General features: G+C 55.4%; 16 protein-coding genes and 1 tRNA gene. 10 read left to right on the forward strand and 7 right to left on the reverse strand.

From position 1 onward, the window contains the following. Window positions 1–2: 2 nt before the first annotated feature. Window positions 3–776 (reverse strand): DeoR/GlpR family DNA-binding transcription regulator, encoded by a 774-nt coding sequence (locus SMB34_RS13915; protein ID WP_037990920.1) that lies wholly within the window; start codon window positions 774–776, stop codon window positions 3–5. Window positions 777–1,007: 231 nt separating this feature from the next. Between SMB34_RS13915 and SMB34_RS13920 the strand changes: the two genes are divergently transcribed. Genes SMB34_RS13920 through SMB34_RS13945 form a run of 6 tightly spaced genes read left to right on the forward strand, consistent with a single transcriptional unit; the run spans window position 1,008 to window position 6,972 of the window. Then, window positions 1,008–1,988 carry an ABC transporter substrate-binding protein gene (locus tag SMB34_RS13920; protein WP_196871236.1) on the forward strand — a complete coding sequence of 327 codons (981 nt, stop codon included), beginning with the start codon at window positions 1,008–1,010 and terminating at the stop codon, window positions 1,986–1,988. Continuing rightward, window positions 1,988–3,724: an ABC transporter permease gene (locus SMB34_RS13925; protein ID WP_037990921.1), complete on the forward strand. Its 1,737-nt coding sequence runs from the start codon at window positions 1,988–1,990 to the stop codon at window positions 3,722–3,724. Before SMB34_RS13920 ends, SMB34_RS13925 begins: the two co-directional genes overlap by 1 nt. Next, window positions 3,712–4,788 (forward strand): ABC transporter ATP-binding protein, encoded by a 1,077-nt coding sequence (locus SMB34_RS13930; RefSeq protein ID WP_037990924.1) that lies wholly within the window; start codon window positions 3,712–3,714, stop codon window positions 4,786–4,788. The genes SMB34_RS13925 and SMB34_RS13930 overlap by 13 nt, the downstream gene beginning before the upstream one ends. Beyond that, a complete protein-coding gene (locus SMB34_RS13935) occupies window positions 4,788–5,876 on the forward strand; it encodes an MBL fold metallo-hydrolase (protein WP_037990926.1) in 1,089 nt (362 codons plus the stop codon). Before SMB34_RS13930 ends, SMB34_RS13935 begins: the two co-directional genes overlap by 1 nt. A gap of 17 nt (window positions 5,877–5,893) precedes the next feature. Continuing rightward, complete coding sequence (locus SMB34_RS13940; protein WP_037990928.1) at window positions 5,894–6,484, forward strand: histidine phosphatase family protein; 591 nt, start codon at window positions 5,894–5,896, stop codon at window positions 6,482–6,484. Continuing rightward, complete coding sequence (locus SMB34_RS13945; RefSeq protein ID WP_082822713.1) at window positions 6,481–6,972, forward strand: phosphatase domain-containing protein; 492 nt, start codon at window positions 6,481–6,483, stop codon at window positions 6,970–6,972. Before SMB34_RS13940 ends, SMB34_RS13945 begins: the two co-directional genes overlap by 4 nt. A 45-nt stretch (window positions 6,973–7,017) precedes the next feature. Here the strand turns inward: SMB34_RS13945 and msrB are convergent, their stop codons facing one another. The 5 genes from msrB to SMB34_RS13970 form a co-directional block, all read right to left on the reverse strand. Beyond that, window positions 7,018–7,458 (reverse strand): peptide-methionine (R)-S-oxide reductase MsrB, encoded by a 441-nt coding sequence (gene msrB, locus SMB34_RS13950; protein WP_007090400.1) that lies wholly within the window; start codon window positions 7,456–7,458, stop codon window positions 7,018–7,020. A 101-nt stretch (window positions 7,459–7,559) separates the two neighbouring features. Next, window positions 7,560–7,973 carry a thermonuclease family protein gene (locus SMB34_RS13955; protein ID WP_037990930.1) on the reverse strand — a complete coding sequence of 138 codons (414 nt, stop codon included), beginning with the start codon at window positions 7,971–7,973 and terminating at the stop codon, window positions 7,560–7,562. A gap of 80 nt (window positions 7,974–8,053) precedes the next feature. After that, a complete protein-coding gene (locus SMB34_RS13960; protein ID WP_007090398.1) occupies window positions 8,054–8,608 on the reverse strand; it encodes an AAA family ATPase in 555 nt (184 codons plus the stop codon). Window positions 8,609–8,778: 170 nt separating this feature from the next. Next, window positions 8,779–9,816 (reverse strand): amidohydrolase family protein, encoded by a 1,038-nt coding sequence (locus SMB34_RS13965; RefSeq protein ID WP_037990931.1) that lies wholly within the window; start codon window positions 9,814–9,816, stop codon window positions 8,779–8,781. Between the two features lie 122 nt (window positions 9,817–9,938). Then, on the reverse strand, window positions 9,939–10,925 hold the full coding sequence (locus tag SMB34_RS13970; protein ID WP_037990933.1) for a LysR family transcriptional regulator: 987 nt from the start codon (window positions 10,923–10,925) through the stop codon (window positions 9,939–9,941). Between the two features lie 223 nt (window positions 10,926–11,148). Between SMB34_RS13970 and chvE the strand changes: the two genes are divergently transcribed. From chvE to araD, 4 genes are all read left to right on the forward strand, one after another. Then, window positions 11,149–12,228, forward strand: coding sequence for a multiple monosaccharide ABC transporter substrate-binding protein (gene chvE, locus SMB34_RS13975; protein ID WP_007090395.1), 1,080 nt, complete (start codon window positions 11,149–11,151; stop codon window positions 12,226–12,228). A gap of 148 nt (window positions 12,229–12,376) precedes the next feature. Further along, on the forward strand, window positions 12,377–13,900 hold the full coding sequence (mmsA, locus tag SMB34_RS13980) for a multiple monosaccharide ABC transporter ATP-binding protein (protein ID WP_037990934.1): 1,524 nt from the start codon (window positions 12,377–12,379) through the stop codon (window positions 13,898–13,900). An 11-nt stretch (window positions 13,901–13,911) separates the two neighbouring features. Next, a complete protein-coding gene (mmsB, locus tag SMB34_RS13985) occupies window positions 13,912–15,099 on the forward strand; it encodes a multiple monosaccharide ABC transporter permease (protein ID WP_037990935.1) in 1,188 nt (395 codons plus the stop codon). A 153-nt stretch (window positions 15,100–15,252) separates the two neighbouring features. Then, entirely contained in the window at window positions 15,253–17,001 is a 1,749-nt protein-coding gene (araD, locus tag SMB34_RS13990) for an L-arabinonate dehydratase (RefSeq protein ID WP_007090392.1), read from the forward strand. A 154-nt stretch (window positions 17,002–17,155) separates the two neighbouring features. Here the strand turns inward: araD and SMB34_RS13995 are convergent. Then, a tRNA-Val gene (locus SMB34_RS13995) sits at window positions 17,156–17,232 on the reverse strand. Window positions 17,233–17,293: the final 61 nt, after the last annotated feature.

The following is a 17,293-nucleotide window of genomic DNA, read 5'->3' on the forward strand; positions in this document are numbered from 1 at the left end:
TCCTAGTTCGCGACGATCACCTGTGATCGGCCCCGAACCAGTTGCTGCTGCAAAATATCGCCCGGTGCGGTGTTAAGCATTACGGTTTTGAAATCCGATGCATGACCATCGCGGCACAGGGCCTTGCGACCGACCTTTTTTTCATCGACCAATAGGATCGCGTGATCGCAGCAGGCGACAAGGGCGCGACGTGCCCGGACTTCGTCCATGTTGAAATCCATCAGGTCCCCGGTTTCCGACATCCCCCCGACACTGACAATCCCGAAATCGGCGCGGTAGGTGCCAAAGAATTCCGCACTGTCAGCCCCGATGATATCAAGATCGCGGGTGCGGATGGTCCCGCCCGCAAGGCGCAACGTGACATTGGGCGCGTTCTGTAATGTCAGTACCACATGGATATTGTTGGTCAGCACCGTCAGATTGCGGTGCGAGGCCAGGCTTTGGGCGGCCAGTTCGGCGGTGGTGCCGGTGCCAATCGCGATGGTGCAGCCTTCGGGGATGATATCGGCGAGTTTGGCGGCAAGGGCGCGTTTGCCGCTGCGATTCCAGACTTCGCGTTTTTCATAGGCCGAGTTATCCGGATCGGGCGCCGGACCGGCAAGGCCATGACGGCGGAAGATGCGCCCCTGTTCCTGTAAATCGCGCAGATCGGTCCGGATTGTCTGGACCGAGACGTTAAAGCGGCGTGCCAGTTCTTCGACCGCCATGAAGCCGCAGGATTTGACAAGGGCGACAATCCGGTCGCGGCGGCGGTCAAGTGGCACGGGATCGGACATTGGTTTCCTTTGATATTCTTTCGTTCGAAAGCATGTGTTTCGCGATGTCACGGAGTATAGACAGGCTTGGTTGTGTCTGAAAAGCCCGGTACGCTTGTTGAAACATTTAATTCTTTGCTTTGTCACACAACTGAAATCGAAATCCATATAGCGTCCCCGTCGGATTGTTTTCGAACGAAACCTTCGGGGTGGCCGCAAAGGTGCGCCCCACGCAATCAAGGGATGTGGATGATGCGTAACGTTCTTCTTGCTGCCGTGGCTTCGGCTGCGATGATGCTGCCAGTTGTTGGTCAGGCCGCCGAAAAACTGGTTCTTTATACCAGCCAGCCAAATCAGGATGCCCAGACCACCGTCGATGCCTTCAAGGCTGCCTATCCGGATGTTGAAGTCGAATGGGTGCGTGATGGCACCACCAAGCTGATGGCAAAGCTGCGTGCCGAGATTGCGGCAGGTGATCCGCGCCCGGATGTTTTGCTGATTGCCGATACCGTGACACTTGAAGGCATGAAGGGCGAAGGCCTGTTGCAGGCGTATAAATCGCCCGAAGCATCGGCCTATGAAGCCGCCCTTTATGATGCGGATGGTTATTACTATTCGACCAAGCTGATTACGACCGGCATTGTTTATAATACTGGTGTCGAGAAAGCCCCGAAAAGCTGGGCCGATCTTGCCGATCCGGCGATGAAAAATCAGGTCGTGATGCCAAGCCCGCTTTATTCCGGTGCGGCCCTTATTCATCTGTCGACCCTGACGGAAAACAAGGAACTGGGTTGGGATTATTATCAGGCACTGGCTGCGAACGAAGCGCGCGCACAGGGTGGTAATGGCGGCGTGTTCAAGGCCGTTGCATCGGGCGAAAAGCCGTATGGTGTGGTTGTCGATTTCCTTGCGATCCGTGGCAAGGCCGAAGGTTCGCCGGTTGATTTCGTCTTCCCGACCGAGGGTGTCACCTATGTGACCGAGCCGGTTGCGATCATGAAAGACGCCAAAAACGTCGATGCGGCGCACAAGTTTGTTGATTTTGTTCTGTCGAGCAAAGGCCAGGAACTGGTTCTGGACATGGGTTATGTCCCGGCACGCGGCGACATGGCATTGCCGGAAGGTTTCCCGGCACGCAGCGACATCAAGCTGATGGATTTCAATCCGGCAGTGGCCCTGGAACAGGCAGAAGCGAACAAGAAAAAGTTCGCGGACATTTTCGGGGCTGAATAATGCAGGCTGCAAGTCGCCTTCGCGGCTTCATGCCCGGCTTTGCAAGCCCAACGGTTGGCAACCGGTCTTCGGACCGGTTGTTACCGTGGCTTTTATTGCCGGTGTTCGTGATTTCGATTTTACCGATTGCGCGCCTTGCGATTGAAGGCGTGTTTGTTGGCGGTGTGCCCAGTGCAGTTTACATCCGCGATGTTCTGGGCAGTTCGACGACATGGCGGGCAACTGCCAACAGTCTTTATACCGCAGGGCTTGGAACGATCATTTCGCTTTTGATTGGGGGCGCGTTTGCCTTTCTGGTCGCGCTGACCGATATCCGCGCCAAGGCGGTGCTGGTTTTCTGTTTCATGATCCCGATGATGATCCCGCCGCAGATCACGGCGTTGGCGTGGGTGCAACTGACCGGGCCGAGCAGTGCGCTTTTGAATGCGCTTGGCATGGCTCCCCCGATGGGATCGCCCCAGCCGTTTTATTCGGCCGAGGGGATTGCGCTTTTGCTGGGTATTCAGCATGCATCAATTGTGTTTTTGACCCTTCGGGCCAATTTGCGCATGCTGCCGCGCGAACAGATCGAAGCAGCCCGTTTGGCAGGTGCGCGTGGCGGTCGTTTGTGGTGGCAGATCATTTTGCCATTGACCAGTCCCGGTCTGATCGCTGGGACGGCGATGGCGTTTGTCACGGCCCTTGGCAATTTCGGGATACCGGCAATGCTGGGGATACCTGCCAATTATTCGACATTACCGACCCTGATTTATCAGAAGCTGGCCGGATTTGGACCGTCGGTTCTGGGCGAGGTATCGGTGCTGGCGATGCTGATTGGGATGATTGCGATTTTGGGTGTGGCGGTGCATCACCGGTTACTGGGCAAGCGTGACTATCGTCTGATGGGGATGGTGGGGCGGCCACTTGATATCCGGTTGGGCGCACGCAGGACATTGGTTGAAGCGGTGCTTTGGACGGTTTTGATCGCCATTCTGGTGATCCCGTTGATGGCGTTGGTTGCGACCGCACTGGTCCCGGCATTTGGTGTTAAGCTGAGCCTTGCCAATTACAGTTTTGATGCGTTTTACGAAGTCCTGTTTGTTCAGCCATCGACCATCCGGGCGTTCCATAACAGTTTCATGTTGTCGGTCGGGGCGGCGGTGACGCTGGTCGCGATCTGTTTGCCGCTGGCCTATGTGATTGTAAGGCGGCCGACCCGGTTGACCCATATGGTCAATCTTCTGGTCGAGGTGCCTTATGCCTTGCCCGGTGTGGTTCTGGCGATTGCCTGCATTCTTCTGTTCATCCGCATTCCGGTAATCGATGTCAGTTTGTATGGCACGCTTGCGATCATTTTTGTTGCCTATCTGGCGCGGTTTCTGGTGATTGCGCTGCGCCCGGTGATGAACAGTTTTTCCCAGCTTGATCCGGCATTGGAAGAGGCGGCACAGGCGTGCGGTGCAGGACTTGGTCGCCGGTTGCGCGATATTCTGCTGCCATTGGCGGCACCGTCGGCAGCGGCTGGGGCGTTGCTGGTGTTTTTGACGGCGTTTAACGAATTGACGGTTTCGGCCCTTCTGTGGTCGGCCGGAAACGAGACGCTGGGCGTTTTGATTTTCAATCTGGATGACAGTGGCGATACCGTTCTGGCCTCGGCCGTGGCGGTATTGGTCGTGCTGGTTGTTATTGCGTTGATGACCGGTTTCCAACTGGCATCACGTCGTTTGCCCAAGGGAGTTGTACCATGGCAGACATAAATCTTTCGCGGATTACCAAATCTTTTGGCGATTACCGCGCGGTCAATCAGGTATCGCTTGATATCCATGATGGCGAATTTGTTGCCCTTTTGGGGCCGTCGGGTTGTGGCAAGACGACGTTGCTGCGTCTTCTGGCCGGTTTCGAGGAACCCGATCAGGGCGTCATAGCCTTGGGCGGGCAGGCAGTTGCCGATCCGGTCAACGGGGTGATGATCAATCCAGAGGCACGCAATCTTGGCATCGTGTTTCAGTCCTATGCGCTTTGGCCGCATATGTCGGTGGCGCGCAATGTCGGTTATCCGTTGGAGGTGCGCGGGCTTGGCCGGGCGGAACGTGAGGCGAAAATTGCCGAGGCATTGTCGATTGTCGCCCTTGAACCTTATGCCGACCGCAGCCCGACGGAACTTTCGGGTGGGCAGCGTCAGCGGGTTGCATTGGCGCGATGTCTGGTGATGGAGCCGCGCGCGGTTTTGCTGGACGAACCGCTTGCAAACCTTGATGTGCATCTGCGCGAAACCATGCAGCAGGCATTTCTGGATTTCCATCGCCGGGCCGGGGCGACGATGATTTACGTCACCCACGATCAGGCCGAAGCCATGGCCATGGCCGACCGGATTGCGGTGATGGACAAGGGCTGCATTCGTCAGATGGCGGCCCCGGAAACCCTTTACCGTGAACCGGCGGATCATATGGTCGCGGGCTTTGTCGGGGCCGGGGCGGTGTTGCCGATTGGTGACGTATCCATGCGGGGTGCCGGACGGTGTTCGGTGCGATTGGGCGATGCGGCGATCCATGCGCGGATTTGCCAGAAGGCGGCCAGCAATATGAACGAACTTGGTTTGTGTTTGCGGCCAGAGGATGTCTGGGTCGATGAGGCCGGGACATTGCGCGGTTCGGTCGAGGATTGCGTTTATCTGGGCGGTCGGTTCCGTCTTCAGGTGCGGGTCGGTGCCGACCAGGTTTTACCGGTTTATGCGACGAAACGAGCACGGATCGGCGAAACCGTCGGATTGGTGATTTCCGATGGCTGGGTATTTAACCGATCAGAAGTTGAGGCCGCCTGATGTCTGCCCGGATGCGTGTTTTATCGGGCCTTGGTGAAAAAGGCCCGGCCTGTTTGCGGTTGGAATTTTTCAATCGGCGCTGGTTGCTGGATTGCGGGGTCGGTCCGGAAAATGACAGCGGTTTTGATCCGGCATGGTTGAACAAAGTTAACGCCGTTTTCATTACTCACGACCATGTTGATCATATCGGTGCCGCGGCGGAGGTGATAGCAGCCAGTTTACCGATTTACTGTACCGAGGTCACGGCGCGATCCCTGCCTGCAGGGGCGAATGTGATCATTCTGCCGCCCTATGGGGAAATCCAGGTTGACGGTGTGACCGTCACCACCGGGCGGACCGGGCATGCCTTTGGCGGGGTGTGGCTGCATTTCGAACTGGGCGGCGGGGTTCTTTACACCGGTGATTTCTGCAAGGAGTCTGATTACTTCCTATATGACACGCCGCCCGACGCAGCGACGGTTTTGATGGATGCGTCCTATGGCATGGAGCGCCTGACACAACAGGTGCGGATCGACGGGCTTTTGACCAAGATGTCCAAACTTGACGGCCAAATCCTGTTTCCCGTACCGCCGAGCGGACGGGCAGCTGAAATGGCATTGCTGTTTGAAAAGCACGGCATGACCGATTGGTCGATGGATGCGCGGTGCTATGGCCGGGTCAAACAGGTTCTGGGGGATGGCGGATCGGATTATGTATCGTTTGATGCGATAAAAAAGCTGCGCGGGCTTAAGGACAAGGCGCGTGATTTCAATCCGGATGCCAGATTGCTTTTGTGTCACGCGCCGTGCGGCACATATGGCATGGCGGGCGAACTGATTGAAAAATGGGGGCAGGACGGACGGCTGGGCCGCGATGCGCATGTAATCTTTACCGGTTTCATGCCAGCCGAGGCGCGCCGCATGGTCGAAAAGGGGCATGCGCATTTCCGGCGCTGGAACGTGCATCCGTTGTTTGATGATGTGGTCGCGATGGCCAATGATTGCCACGCGATGCAGATCGTGCCGCTGTTTAATGGCCGTCCCGAGGACTTTAGCCTTGTCGATGGCTTTGACGGGCGGTTACAGCTTTCGGATCGGTTTTATCTGTAAATGGGCAATGACCAGACATGATTTATCCTGCAAAGACGTTCGATTTTCCGAAAGTGCCGTTTGTGTTTATCCGGCACGGGGAAACCGATGCCAACAAGGCCGAAATCATCGCCGGGTCAAGCGAGCCGCCATTGAACAATGCCGGTCGCGAACAGGCGCGTGCGATTGCGCCATTGATGGCGATGGGAAAATGGCAGGCGGTTTATGTCAGCCCGCAGGACAGGGCCCGCAAAACAGCCGAGCTGGTTTTGCCCGATTATGATTTGCATATTCTTGACGGGTTGCGCGAACGCCATTGGGGTGACCTTGAAGGCCGCCCGATTGCCGAGGCTGGATCACGGTTCGATACCCCGCCCAATGGCGAAGGGTTCGATGCGATGTGTCAGCGGGTATCGTTTGCCATGCAAACAGCTCTGGCCGAGGTAAGCGACCGTTTGACCGTGGTGGTTGCCCATTCCGGTGTCGGGCGTTGCATTCTTTATATGACCGGTTTTGATGCCGAAGGTCCGCGTATTGCCAATGCAACGCCGATTCTGTTCCGTCCGGTCGGAACGGGATGGGAATATGAAAATTTGACCGAAGATCTGATCAGGGAGATTTCCGCGTGACCCAGCCAGAAACCATAATATCCGGTTCGATCAGTAACCCGCGTGATGCGGTGGTGTTCGATATGGATGGCACGCTGGCCTATTTCGATGCCGATGAATTGGGGCATCTGGTGCATGGGGTGGAAAAGCATTGGGATGCGTTTTTCGATGCAATGGATAAAGCCGCCCCGATTGCCGATATCGAACGGCTTTTGCGGGTTTTGCACCAATCCGGGCAGGCGATTGTGATTTGTTCGGGCCGCCCGGCCGGGTGGCAGCACCGGTCCGAAGCATGGCTTCGGGCGCATGGCATTCCGTTTGATGGCATGTATCTGCGCCCGGAAGATGCCGATCACCGCACGGACGAGGAAGTCAAAGAAGACCTTCTGGCACAAATCCGTGCCGACGGCTTCAACCCTTGGCTGGTGGTCGATGATCGCAAGCGGGTAGTCGATAAATGGCGCGACATGGGGTTGACCTGCCTGCAATGTGCGCCGGGGGATTTTTAAGGCCTTGATAGAGAAAGACCGGCGCGTGTGCCGGTCTTTGCTGTTTTAATCAAAAAGCGGTTTGTATTCGCCGTATCCTTCGGCCTCTAGATCGCGGACGGGGATAAAACGCAGCGATGCGGAGTTGATGCAATAGCGCAGGCCACCGGCTTCTTTGGGGCCATCGGGGAAGACATGGCCCAGATGACTGTCACCATGTTTGGAGCGGACTTCGATCCGGCGCATGCCGTGGGTATTGTCTTCGCGTGCGACGACATGATCTGTTTCGACAGGGCGCGTGAAGCTTGGCCAGCCACAGCCGGAATCAAACTTGTCGCGGGATGTGAATAACGGCTCACCCGAGACGATATCGACATAAAGCCCGTCTTCCTTGTGATCCCAGAATTCATTGCGAAACGGTGGTTCGGTGCCGCTGTTTTGCGTTACGTGATACTGGTTGGCGTCAAGGGCTTTGATGGCGTCCGGGTTCTTGGTGTATTTCGTCATGGTTTCTCCGGGAGGCGTTATTTGGTCATGCTTCCGAAGATGGTCGGATTGGGCGCAATGTCCAGTGCCTTCACGGCAAAGTTATGGATTTTGGGACCGGATCACCCTCGGCACCAGGGTTGGCGTTTGGTTTTGCCGTCATAAGGGCGGGCGAGACCCTGATTGATCAGTTCCTGATCGAGTGACTTGCCATCAATGCGCACCGATGCGACGACGCGTCCGCCATAGCGACCCCATTCAGGTTCGCAGAATTCAACGCGTTTGGCCGATTTCAGGCTTTGACGGGCGAAATCGCGGGCTTTGCCCGCAAGGGACTTTTCGCTTTCGCATTTGCCGCGTATTTCGGGGGTGTCCACGCCGCGCACACGTACCGACATTTCGGCAATTTCGCCGGGAAGGCCGGGGATATTCACATAGATGGTATCGCCATCATAAGCGTATTCACCGTGCCGTTCGCGCAGCGGCCAGTCATAGCAGGCAGCGATAGCCGAGATGGAGGCCGCGGGCAGAAACATGCTGCAAAGTGTTAGGGTTGCGATGGTGAGTCGTATTGAGGTGCGGGGCATGGGGGGGCTTTTGAATTGTCGAAGACGGATTAAAGTTTCAGGCGGGCAAGTATCTGGGCGGCGCGCTGTTCGACCGGGCCTTTGCGGATTTCAATCGGTTCATAACCGCATTGCAGATAGGTGCGATACAGAACGACATATGTTCTGACGGCGTCCGCGAAACTTTGTGTTCGCGCGCTGTCGGTTTTGTAGATTTCCGACCATGGCGGCAGGATGAAAACCGTTTTGCGATAGCGATAGGTTTCAATGGCGCGTTTAAGGCCGGGGTCATCGGGTAGACCGGAAAGTTCCCGATGGGCCAGCGTATCGGGAAGGCCACGATCAAAGAACACGGTTTGCGGGTCCTGACCCATGCCGTGTTGCCATGCGCGGATCGAGCCGCGCGTCATCAACCCGGCATAGGCTTCATTATCGCCCCAGGGCAGGGCATTGCCGCCGCGTTCCTGCTGTTCTTCGATCACGGCGCGCGCGACTTCGCGGCTTATTTCATAGCCGCGTTCATGAAGATAATTGATCAATGTGGTTTTGCCAGCACCGGGCCCGCCGGTGATGACAACAAGATTGGATGGATAAGGCGATTGCATTCGTATTCCCTGCACAAGGCGCACGATATGAAAGCGCTTTGCGGCAAGCTGATGGCGTAAAAATGATTGTTTGGGCCTTTGGGGCAGGACGCCCGAAAGGCATGGGGAGGCAGGGCATTAATCCGCACCGCAAGGACTGTCAATACAGAGATTGCCCGATGGGATCTGCTTTAATAGCAGCTTTCAAGCAGCGTGATCGAACCGGTGCCTGCATGCATGGCGGTTACCGTGCCATCCGGCCCGGTTTCAAAGCGGATGCCCGATGTTTTGGCATCATTTTCCCACCAGGTCAGGTAACGGCCATCTGGGCCTTCATATTCGTGTTCTTCATCGATCAGGTTATCGCCATAGGCCGCAAGGACATCATCAATGGTATCGCCAACCTGAATATTATGGCCGGTTCGGATCAGGCTGGTGGCGATATCATATTCATCGGCATAAACCGAAACCCGGGCCAGCTTTTCATCAAGCATCATAAAGCCAAGCCCGGTCGGGCCGCCTGCCGATTGCAGGTGATAACAGGCGTTATTTTCGCTCCCTTCGCGGGTTGATGTCATGGGCTCGACCATGGCTGTACGGACCTGATCCTCGGTCATGCCGATTTTGGCATCGCCATATCCTTCGGGCGACAGGGTCGCAAGCGGGGTGTTTATGGCATCAAGTACAAGGATATCAATGGTGGCGATATCATCGCGTACAGTGACCGCACCAGGTTCGATGCGTTGCGATAAATAGGTCTGAGCACCGGTCTGCTGGCTTTGCCAGCTTTCGGGCAGAAACAGCTTTTCGCGTGGTTCAAGGCACAGGAACTTTGCGCCCTTGAGCTGTTTTGCATGATTGAATGAAACGTTGGCCGGGATATCCATACAGATGGTCTGGGGCAGGTCGCTGAACCAGTTGACCGGGGAGCCACGATCATCGCAAATCGTCGGATCAAACCGCAATTCGCAATAGGGCGGGACCGTATCGCGCAGGACCATGTCAAAAACCATCTGACCCTGATCTGCTTCTGTGATCAGGGTTTCCACCATTGTCTCGTCGGGATCAAGGATCTGATAATGCGTCAGGTTCCAGACGAAATTATCGCGCAGATCAAACAGAACATAGGGATCGGTTTCCGGTATCGCGACAGGATTTTCCTGTGCCGTGCTGGCAAAGGCAAAATGGGTCAAGCCCAGTGTCAAAACGGCAAGTGTTGCTGATTGCATTAATTGCATTATCTGTCCGGCGGAATGTTTGGTCTTTGTGTTGAAAGCTTGTGCGGAACTTTATGCGAAAGACATGCCATCGCGCCACTCGCTTTTGGTAGAGGACAGGCCCCGGCATGAAATCAGGCATCGGGCTTTTCGATACGGGCAAGAATATGGTCAGAAACCAGTTGCGCGGATGGTGACAGGCGGTGTCCGCGCGCGGTAATCAGGCTGTAGGGTTTGATTTCAATCGTTCCGTCAAACGGCAGTTCGGCAATCATGCCCCCGATGCTTAAAAGCGATGTGACCTCCTCGGCCATCGGTGCGATGGCATCCGTGCCCGACAGGGTGGCAAGGGTAACCAGCAGTGACGCGGAATTCAGGCTGGAATGCGGCAGCGGCAGATGGCGCGAGATAAACACGTCTTCGATGGTGCGGCGCATCAGGTTGCCTGGTGGCGGTAATAGCCATTCGAATTTGGCAAGACGGGCCAGTGAAACAGGCTTGTTTTCCGCAAGCAAAGGATGCCCGGCGCGAACCATCAGTCGGATTTTCTCGCTTCGGATTTCGCGGATGTTGAATTGGCGAGGGTCCATATCTTCGGGGACGCGGCCGATGACAAAATCATGATCCCCCGCCAGCAGATCCTTGATCAGCAGATGCGATGGTCCGACCGACACATGTGCTTCAAGCAGGGCGTTGATCGACTGCACCGTGCGGATGGCCGGCACGACAAGATCAACTGCTGCTGCGGTCACAGCGCCGATGAAAACCGTGCCGCCGCCATGCTTGATATCCTCGATCTCGCGTTCGGCTTCGCGGATTTCAATCAGCATGCTGCGCGCGCGCCTCGCCAGTGCGCGTCCAGCATTGGTCATTTCAATGCCGCGCGATCCGCGCACACAAAGCCGGGCTTCAAGAATGGTTTCCATTTCTGATAACAGACGTGATGCTGCGGGCTGCGATGTTTGCAGCATGGCGGCGGCCTGGCTGATCTGCCCGGTTTCTTCCATCGCGACAATCATGCGCAGATGGCTAAGCTTCAGGCCGCGCTGAAACAGATTGCCGGATCGAAACAACAGGGATTTTGCGGAACTCAGCGGTAATGTTTTTGCGGTCTCAGTCATGGGGATCCTCCGTTCCCGGCGAGTTTAATATATCATTATTGATATGCAAGTTTCGAAAATACTTATTTGATTGTTATGTCTGGCCCCGGAATAATGGCGCCGCATCTCGCGGGAAAACGGGATGCATTATCAAGCGAAAACAAAGACGCGGCACATACAGGCAGCTTTGCCTGGAAAGTCGGGCAAAAGGCTGTAAAGGCCGTGTCTTTTAGGGAGGAAAGATATGAAACGTCTCAGTGCCGTAATGGCAGGGGTCGCCTTTGGCGCGGCCGCAATGATGAGCCCGATGATTTCCGGCAGCTATGCACATGCCGATGAAAAAGGATATGTCGGGATCGCGATGCCGACCAAATCCTCGGCACGCTGGATTTCGGACGGCGAGTCCATGGTCAAGCAGTTCGAAGACGCCGGTTACAAAACCGATCTGCAATATGCAGAAGACGATATTCCCAACCAGCTTTCCCAGATTGAAAACATGATCGTCAAAGGCGTTGATGTTCTTGTGATCGCGGCAATCGACGGCACCACGCTTTCGAACGCGCTGGAAAATGCCAAGGCAGCCGGTATTCAGGTGTTCGCCTATGACCGCCTGATCCGTGACACCGCCAATGTTGATTACTATTCGACCTTCGATAACTTCAAAGTCGGCGTTCAGCAGGCAACCTCGCTGGTTGAAGGTCTGACCGCGGCTGGTGAGCCGCCCTATAATGTTGAACTGTTCGGTGGTTCGCCGGATGATAACAACGCCTATTTCTTCTATAACGGTGCGATGTCCGTTCTGCAGCCGCTGATTGATGAAGGCACGGTTGTTGTCAAATCCGGCCAGATGGGCATGGACAAGGTCGGTACCCTTCGCTGGGATGGCGCGGTTGCACAGGCACGTATGGATAACCTGCTGTCGGCTTATTATACCGACGATCAGGTTGATGGCGTTCTGTCGCCCTATGATGGTCTTTCGATCGGCATACTGTCGTCGCTTAAAGGCGTTGGCTATGGTTCCGGCGACATGAAAATGCCGGTTGTTAGCGGTCAGGACGCAGAACTGCCGTCGGTCAAATCGATCCTTGCTGGTGAACAGTATTCCACGATCTTCAAGGATACCCGTGAACTTGCACGTGTCACCGTTTCGATGGTCGACAGTGTTCTTGCCGGTAAAAAGCCGACCATCAACGATACCAAAACCTATGACAACGGTGTGAAGGTTGTTCCTTCCTACCTGCTGGAGCCGGTTATGGTTGATAAATCCAACTGGGAAGAAATCCTGGTGGGTTCGGGTTACTACACCAAGGACGAAGTCCAGTAATCCGTTGATCTGAATGTGACAGAGGGCGGGCTCGCTCTGAAATGCTGGCCCGCCTTTTTCTGTGCTGTCTGAAACTGACGGTAACAGTCAAACAAGACTGCGAGCGAGAATAGCGCCGTTGTGAAAGCATCGGCAGTGGGAGGACCGGATGGATACCATCCTGGAAATGCGCAATATCACCAAAACCTTTCCGGGGGTGAAGGCGCTGGACGATGTCAGCCTGAAAGTGGAACGTGGTGAAATCCACGCCCTTTGCGGCGAAAACGGGGCCGGTAAATCGACCCTGATGAAGGTATTGAGCGGCGTTTACCCGATTGGCACCTATGAAGGTGACATCCTTTATGACGGGGATGTGCAGGAATTCAAGGATATCCGCGACAGCGAAGAACGCGGCATTATCATCATTCATCAGGAACTGGCTCTTGTGCCGTTGCTGTCGATTGCCGAGAACATCTTCCTGGGGAACGAGATTTGCGAAAACGGTGTGATTAACTGGCCCGCGACCTTTGCACGCACGAGCGAGCTTCTGAAAAAAGTCGGGCTTCGCGAAACACCCAGCGAACTGATCACCAATATCGGTGTCGGCAAGCAGCAGCTTGTTGAAATTGCCAAGGCGCTTTCGAAAAAGGTCAAGCTTCTGATCCTTGACGAGCCGACGGCAAGTTTGCAGGAAAATGACAGCCAGAAACTTTTGGACCTGTTGCTTGAATTCAAGGCGCAGGGGATCACATCGATCCTGATTTCGCACAAGCTGAACGAAATCAATCGCGTGGCTGACCGCATCACGGTTATTCGCGATGGCAAGGCGATTTCGACACTTGATGCGCGTGGCGGCAAAATTACCGAAGACGATATCGTCAAGGATATGGTCGGGCGTGATATGGCGCATCGTTATCCGGACCGCACACCCAATATCGGCGCGACCAAGCTGATGGAAGTGCGCAACTGGAATGTGACCCATCCGCTGCATCCCGAACGCAAGGTCGTCAAAAATGTCAGTATCGATGTGGCGGCAGGCGAGGTTGTCGGGATTGCCGGTCTGATGGGGGCCGGGCGTACCGAACTTGCCATGAGCATCTTTGGCCGTGCCTATGGCGCGGATATCAGCGGCGAGGTCCTGATCAATGGCAAACCTGCCGATGTGTCGACCGTTGAAAAGGCGATTGCATCGGGTCTTGCCTATGTGACAGAGGATCGCAAGGAAATGGGGCTGGTGCTTGAAGAAAGCATCACGACCAATATCACATTGGCCAATCTTGACGGTGTTGCCGAACACGGCGTCATCAATGAAGGGGCCGAACGTCAGGTGGCCGAAGAATATCGCAACAAAATCAATATCCGCACCCCGAATGTCGGACAGAAGGCTGTCAATCTTTCGGGGGGTAACCAGCAGAAAGTCGTTTTGGCGAAATGGCTGTTTGCCGGGCCGGAGGTCCTTATTCTGGACGAACCGACGCGCGGCATTGATGTTGGTGCGAAATACGAGATTTATACGATTATCAACCAGCTGGCAGCCGATGGTAAGGGGGTCATCATGATCTCGTCGGAGATGCCGGAGCTTCTGGGCATGTGCGATCGCATCTATGTGATGAACGAGGGTGAGATCAAAGGGCAACTGGCGGCAAATGATGCCGATCAGGAAAAAATCATGCGCATGATCCTGAAAGCGTAAGGAAGCAGACAATGACGGATACTTCTAGTAGCAAATCGATGGGTTATTACCTGCGCACGCATATGCGCGAATATGGCATGGTGGTCGCGCTGATCGCGATTCTGGCCTTCTTCCAGGTGATGACCGATGGCGTGATGCTTAAACCGGTCAACCTGACCAACCTGTTCCTTCAGAACAGCTATATTATCATCATGGCAGTGGGCATGCTGCTGGTGATTGTCGGCGGCCATATCGATCTTTCGGTTGGATCGGTCGTCGGCTTTATCGGTGCGCTTGCTGCGGTGATGATTGTCCATTGGGATTTGCCGACGATTATTGTGATCCCGGCCTGTCTGATCGTCGGTGCGATTATCGGTGCCGCCCAAGGATACTGGGTTGCCTATTGGCGCATTCCGTCCTTTATCGTGACGCTGGCCGGTATGCTGGTGTTTAAAGGTTTGACGCTGGCGCTTCTGGGCGGGGCATCGGTTGGTCCGTTCCCTGACAGCTTCCAGGCGATGTCTTCGGGTTTTCTTCCCGATTTCTTTACCGGTTTGATCGAAGGCCGGTTTAACATCTTTTCGATGGTTCTGGGCGTTGCAATTGCGGTGATCCTGCCGGTCCTTGGTCTGCGGGCACGCGCCAAGCAGGCGAAGTTCGCCGAAGTCGAAGAGCCGATCGCGTTCTTTGCCGCCAAACATGCGATTGCCGGTATCGCGATACTTTATGTCACCTATCTTCTGTCGACCTATCGCGGGTTGCCGAACGTTTTGATCGTGATGGCGCTTCTGATTGCGATATTCACCTTCATCACCAACAGCACAACGCTTGGTCGCCGTATCTATGCGCTGGGCGGGAATGAAAAAGCCGCCAAGCTTTCGGGCATCAATACGAAACGCCTGACCTTCCTGACCTTTGCCAATATGGGCATGCTGGCCGCGCTCGCCGGTCTGGTGTTTGCCGCGCGTTTGAATACGGCAACCCCGAAAGCCGGTCTTGCGTTCGAGCTTGATGTGATTGCGGCCGTGTTTATCGGTGGCGCATCGATGTCGGGCGGGGTTGGCAAGGTGATCGGTGCGGTGGTTGGCGCGTTGATCATGGGTGTCATGAATAACGGCATGTCGATCATTGGTGTCGGTATCGACTGGCAGCAGGTCATCAAGGGTCTGGTGCTGCTCGCGGCTGTGATCTTTGACGTCTATAACAAGAACAAAGCGTAGCAACATGCAGACGAGGAACGGCACGGTTCTGACAGGATCAGTTGCTTGGATAAAGCAATTGCACAGTCGTGCCGTTCAAAGTCCCCCATATGGAATGCCACATCCATATGGAATCGGACCCGTCTCGATAAAAACTCATAAAGGAGAACGGGCATGACGAAGTTCAAACCGGCAGCATGGCCCCGCGTCCTGCGTTCGCAGGAAGGTTGGTTCGGCGGAACCAGCAAGGACAATATCTATCACCGCAGCTGGATGAAGAACCAGGGCCTGCCATCGGACCTGTTTGACGGTCGTCCGGTGATCGGGATTTGCAATACCTGGTCGCAGTTGACGCCCTGCAACGCGCATTTGCGCGATCTGGCGGAACGCGTCAAACACGGTATTTACGAAGCTGGTGGTTTACCGCTTGAATTCCCGGTTTTCTCGCCGGGCGAGAGCACATTGCGCCCGACCGCCATGATGTTCCGTAATTTGTGCGCGATGGATGTCGAGGAAGCGCTGCGCGGAACGCCGCTTGACGGTGTGGTTCTGATGGTGGGCTGCGATAAAACCACCCCAGCCCTTTTGATGGGGGCTGCAAGTGTTGATATCCCTGCGATTGTGGTTACCGGCGGGCCGATGCTGAACGGTAAATGGCGCGGTCAGGATATCGGTTCGGGCACGTCGCTTTGGCAGCTTTCCGAAGACCGCAAAGCCGGCAAGATCAGTACAGAGGATTTCCTTGAAGCCGAAATCGCCATGTCGCGTTCGCCCGGTTCGTGCAACACGATGGGCACCGCATCCACCATGGCCAGCATGGCCGAAGCACTGGGCATGGCGCTTTCGGGCAATGCCGCGATTCCGGCCGTGGATAGCCGTCGTCGCGTGATGGCGCATGTGACCGGCCGCCGGATCGTGCAGATGGTCAAGGACGACCTAAAACCATCCGACGTCATGACCAAGGAAGCGTTTGAAAATGCGATCCGGGTCAATGGGGCGATTGGTGGTTCGACCAATGCTGTGATCCATTTGCTCGCCATTGCCGGTCGTGTTGGCATCGACCTGACACTTGATGATTGGGACCGTCTGGGTCGTGATATTCCGACGATTGTGAATCTGCAGCCATCGGGCAAATACCTGATGGAGGAATTCTTCTATGCCGGTGGTTTACCGGTGGTCATCAAGGCACTGGGTGAGGCGGGCAAGCTGCATAATGATGCTTTGACCGTTTCAGGCGACACCATGTGGGATCAGGTCAAGGATGTTCAGAACTGGAATGACGATGTCATTCGCCCGTTCGAAAAGGCCCTGACCCAAAGCGGTGGCATCGCGGTTGTCAAAGGCAACCTTGCGCCCAATGGTGCGGTGTTGAAGCCGTCGGCGGCAACAGCTTCCTTGCTCACCCATCGTGGTCGTGCCGTGGTGTTTGAGGACATTGATGATTACAAGGCCAAGATCTATGACGAAAGCCTTGATATCGATGAAAACTGCATCATGGTTCTGAAAAACTGCGGGCCGAAAGGCTATCCGGGTATGGCGGAAGTCGGCAATATGGGCCTGCCACCCAAGGTGTTACGCAAGGGTATTACCGACATGGTGCGTATTTCCGATGCCCGCATGAGCGGCACGGCATATGGCACGGTGGTTCTGCATACTTCCCCCGAAGCGGCTGCTGGCGGCCCGTTGGCGGTGGTGCAGAATGGCGACATGATTGAACTGGATGTGCCAAACCGCAAACTGCATCTCGATATCAGTGACGAGGAGCTTAAGAAGCGCCTTGATAATTGGAAATCGACGGTGCCGGTACCGGAAAGCGGTTATGCATCGCTGTATTACAAAAGCGTCATTGGCGCGGACAAGGGGGCCGATTTCGACTTCCTCGTCGGTCATCGCGGCAAGGCGATCCCGAAAGACAGCCATTAGGCCAAAGCTCCCGCAAGACGCGATAGCGTTGATTGCGCACTCCCGACCGGTCGGCAGGAAATTGCTGACCGGTTTTTTTATTCTCCAGAGAGGAAAATGCAGCCTGCTTCCCTGTTCAGGGAACGGTATGACGATTTAAGTTTTATGGAAAAAATGGTGGGCGTAACAAGATTCGAACTTGTGACCTCTCCCGTGTGAAGGGAACGCTCTAACCAACTGAGCTATACGCCCGAAAACGGAAATCGCGGCCCGGTTGGGCAGCTTGCTTTCCATCGGTAGCGCGGGGTTATAA

It is taken from the genome of Thalassospira permensis NBRC 106175 (assembly GCF_000714555.1).
Classification (GTDB): domain Bacteria; phylum Pseudomonadota; class Alphaproteobacteria; order Rhodospirillales; family Thalassospiraceae; genus Thalassospira; species Thalassospira xiamenensis.

Bases quoted from the DNA above. Each gene is read 5' to 3' on its own strand.
- SMB34_RS13915 (WP_037990920.1), bottom strand. From the start codon at position 776: ATGTCCGATCCCGTGCCACTTGACCGCCGCCGCGACCGGATTGTCGCC.
- SMB34_RS13920 (WP_196871236.1), top strand. From the start codon at position 1,008: ATGCGTAACGTTCTTCTTGCTGCCGTGGCTTCGGCTGCGATGATGCTG.
- SMB34_RS13925 (WP_037990921.1), top strand. From the start codon at position 1,988: ATGCAGGCTGCAAGTCGCCTTCGCGGCTTCATGCCCGGCTTTGCAAGC.
- SMB34_RS13930 (WP_037990924.1), top strand. From the start codon at position 3,712: ATGGCAGACATAAATCTTTCGCGGATTACCAAATCTTTTGGCGATTAC.
- SMB34_RS13935 (WP_037990926.1), top strand. From the start codon at position 4,788: ATGTCTGCCCGGATGCGTGTTTTATCGGGCCTTGGTGAAAAAGGCCCG.
- SMB34_RS13940 (WP_037990928.1), top strand. From the start codon at position 5,894: ATGATTTATCCTGCAAAGACGTTCGATTTTCCGAAAGTGCCGTTTGTG.
- msrB (WP_007090400.1), bottom strand. From the start codon at position 7,458: ATGACGAAATACACCAAGAACCCGGACGCCATCAAAGCCCTTGACGCC.
- SMB34_RS13955 (WP_037990930.1), bottom strand. From the start codon at position 7,973: ATGTTTCTGCCCGCGGCCTCCATCTCGGCTATCGCTGCCTGCTATGAC.
- SMB34_RS13960 (WP_007090398.1), bottom strand. From the start codon at position 8,608: ATGCAATCGCCTTATCCATCCAATCTTGTTGTCATCACCGGCGGGCCC.
- SMB34_RS13965 (WP_037990931.1), bottom strand. From the start codon at position 9,816: ATGCAATCAGCAACACTTGCCGTTTTGACACTGGGCTTGACCCATTTT.
- SMB34_RS13970 (WP_037990933.1), bottom strand. From the start codon at position 10,925: ATGACTGAGACCGCAAAAACATTACCGCTGAGTTCCGCAAAATCCCTG.
- chvE (WP_007090395.1), top strand. From the start codon at position 11,149: ATGAAACGTCTCAGTGCCGTAATGGCAGGGGTCGCCTTTGGCGCGGCC.
- mmsA (WP_037990934.1), top strand. From the start codon at position 12,377: ATGGATACCATCCTGGAAATGCGCAATATCACCAAAACCTTTCCGGGG.
- mmsB (WP_037990935.1), top strand. From the start codon at position 13,912: ATGACGGATACTTCTAGTAGCAAATCGATGGGTTATTACCTGCGCACG.
- araD (WP_007090392.1), top strand. From the start codon at position 15,253: ATGACGAAGTTCAAACCGGCAGCATGGCCCCGCGTCCTGCGTTCGCAG.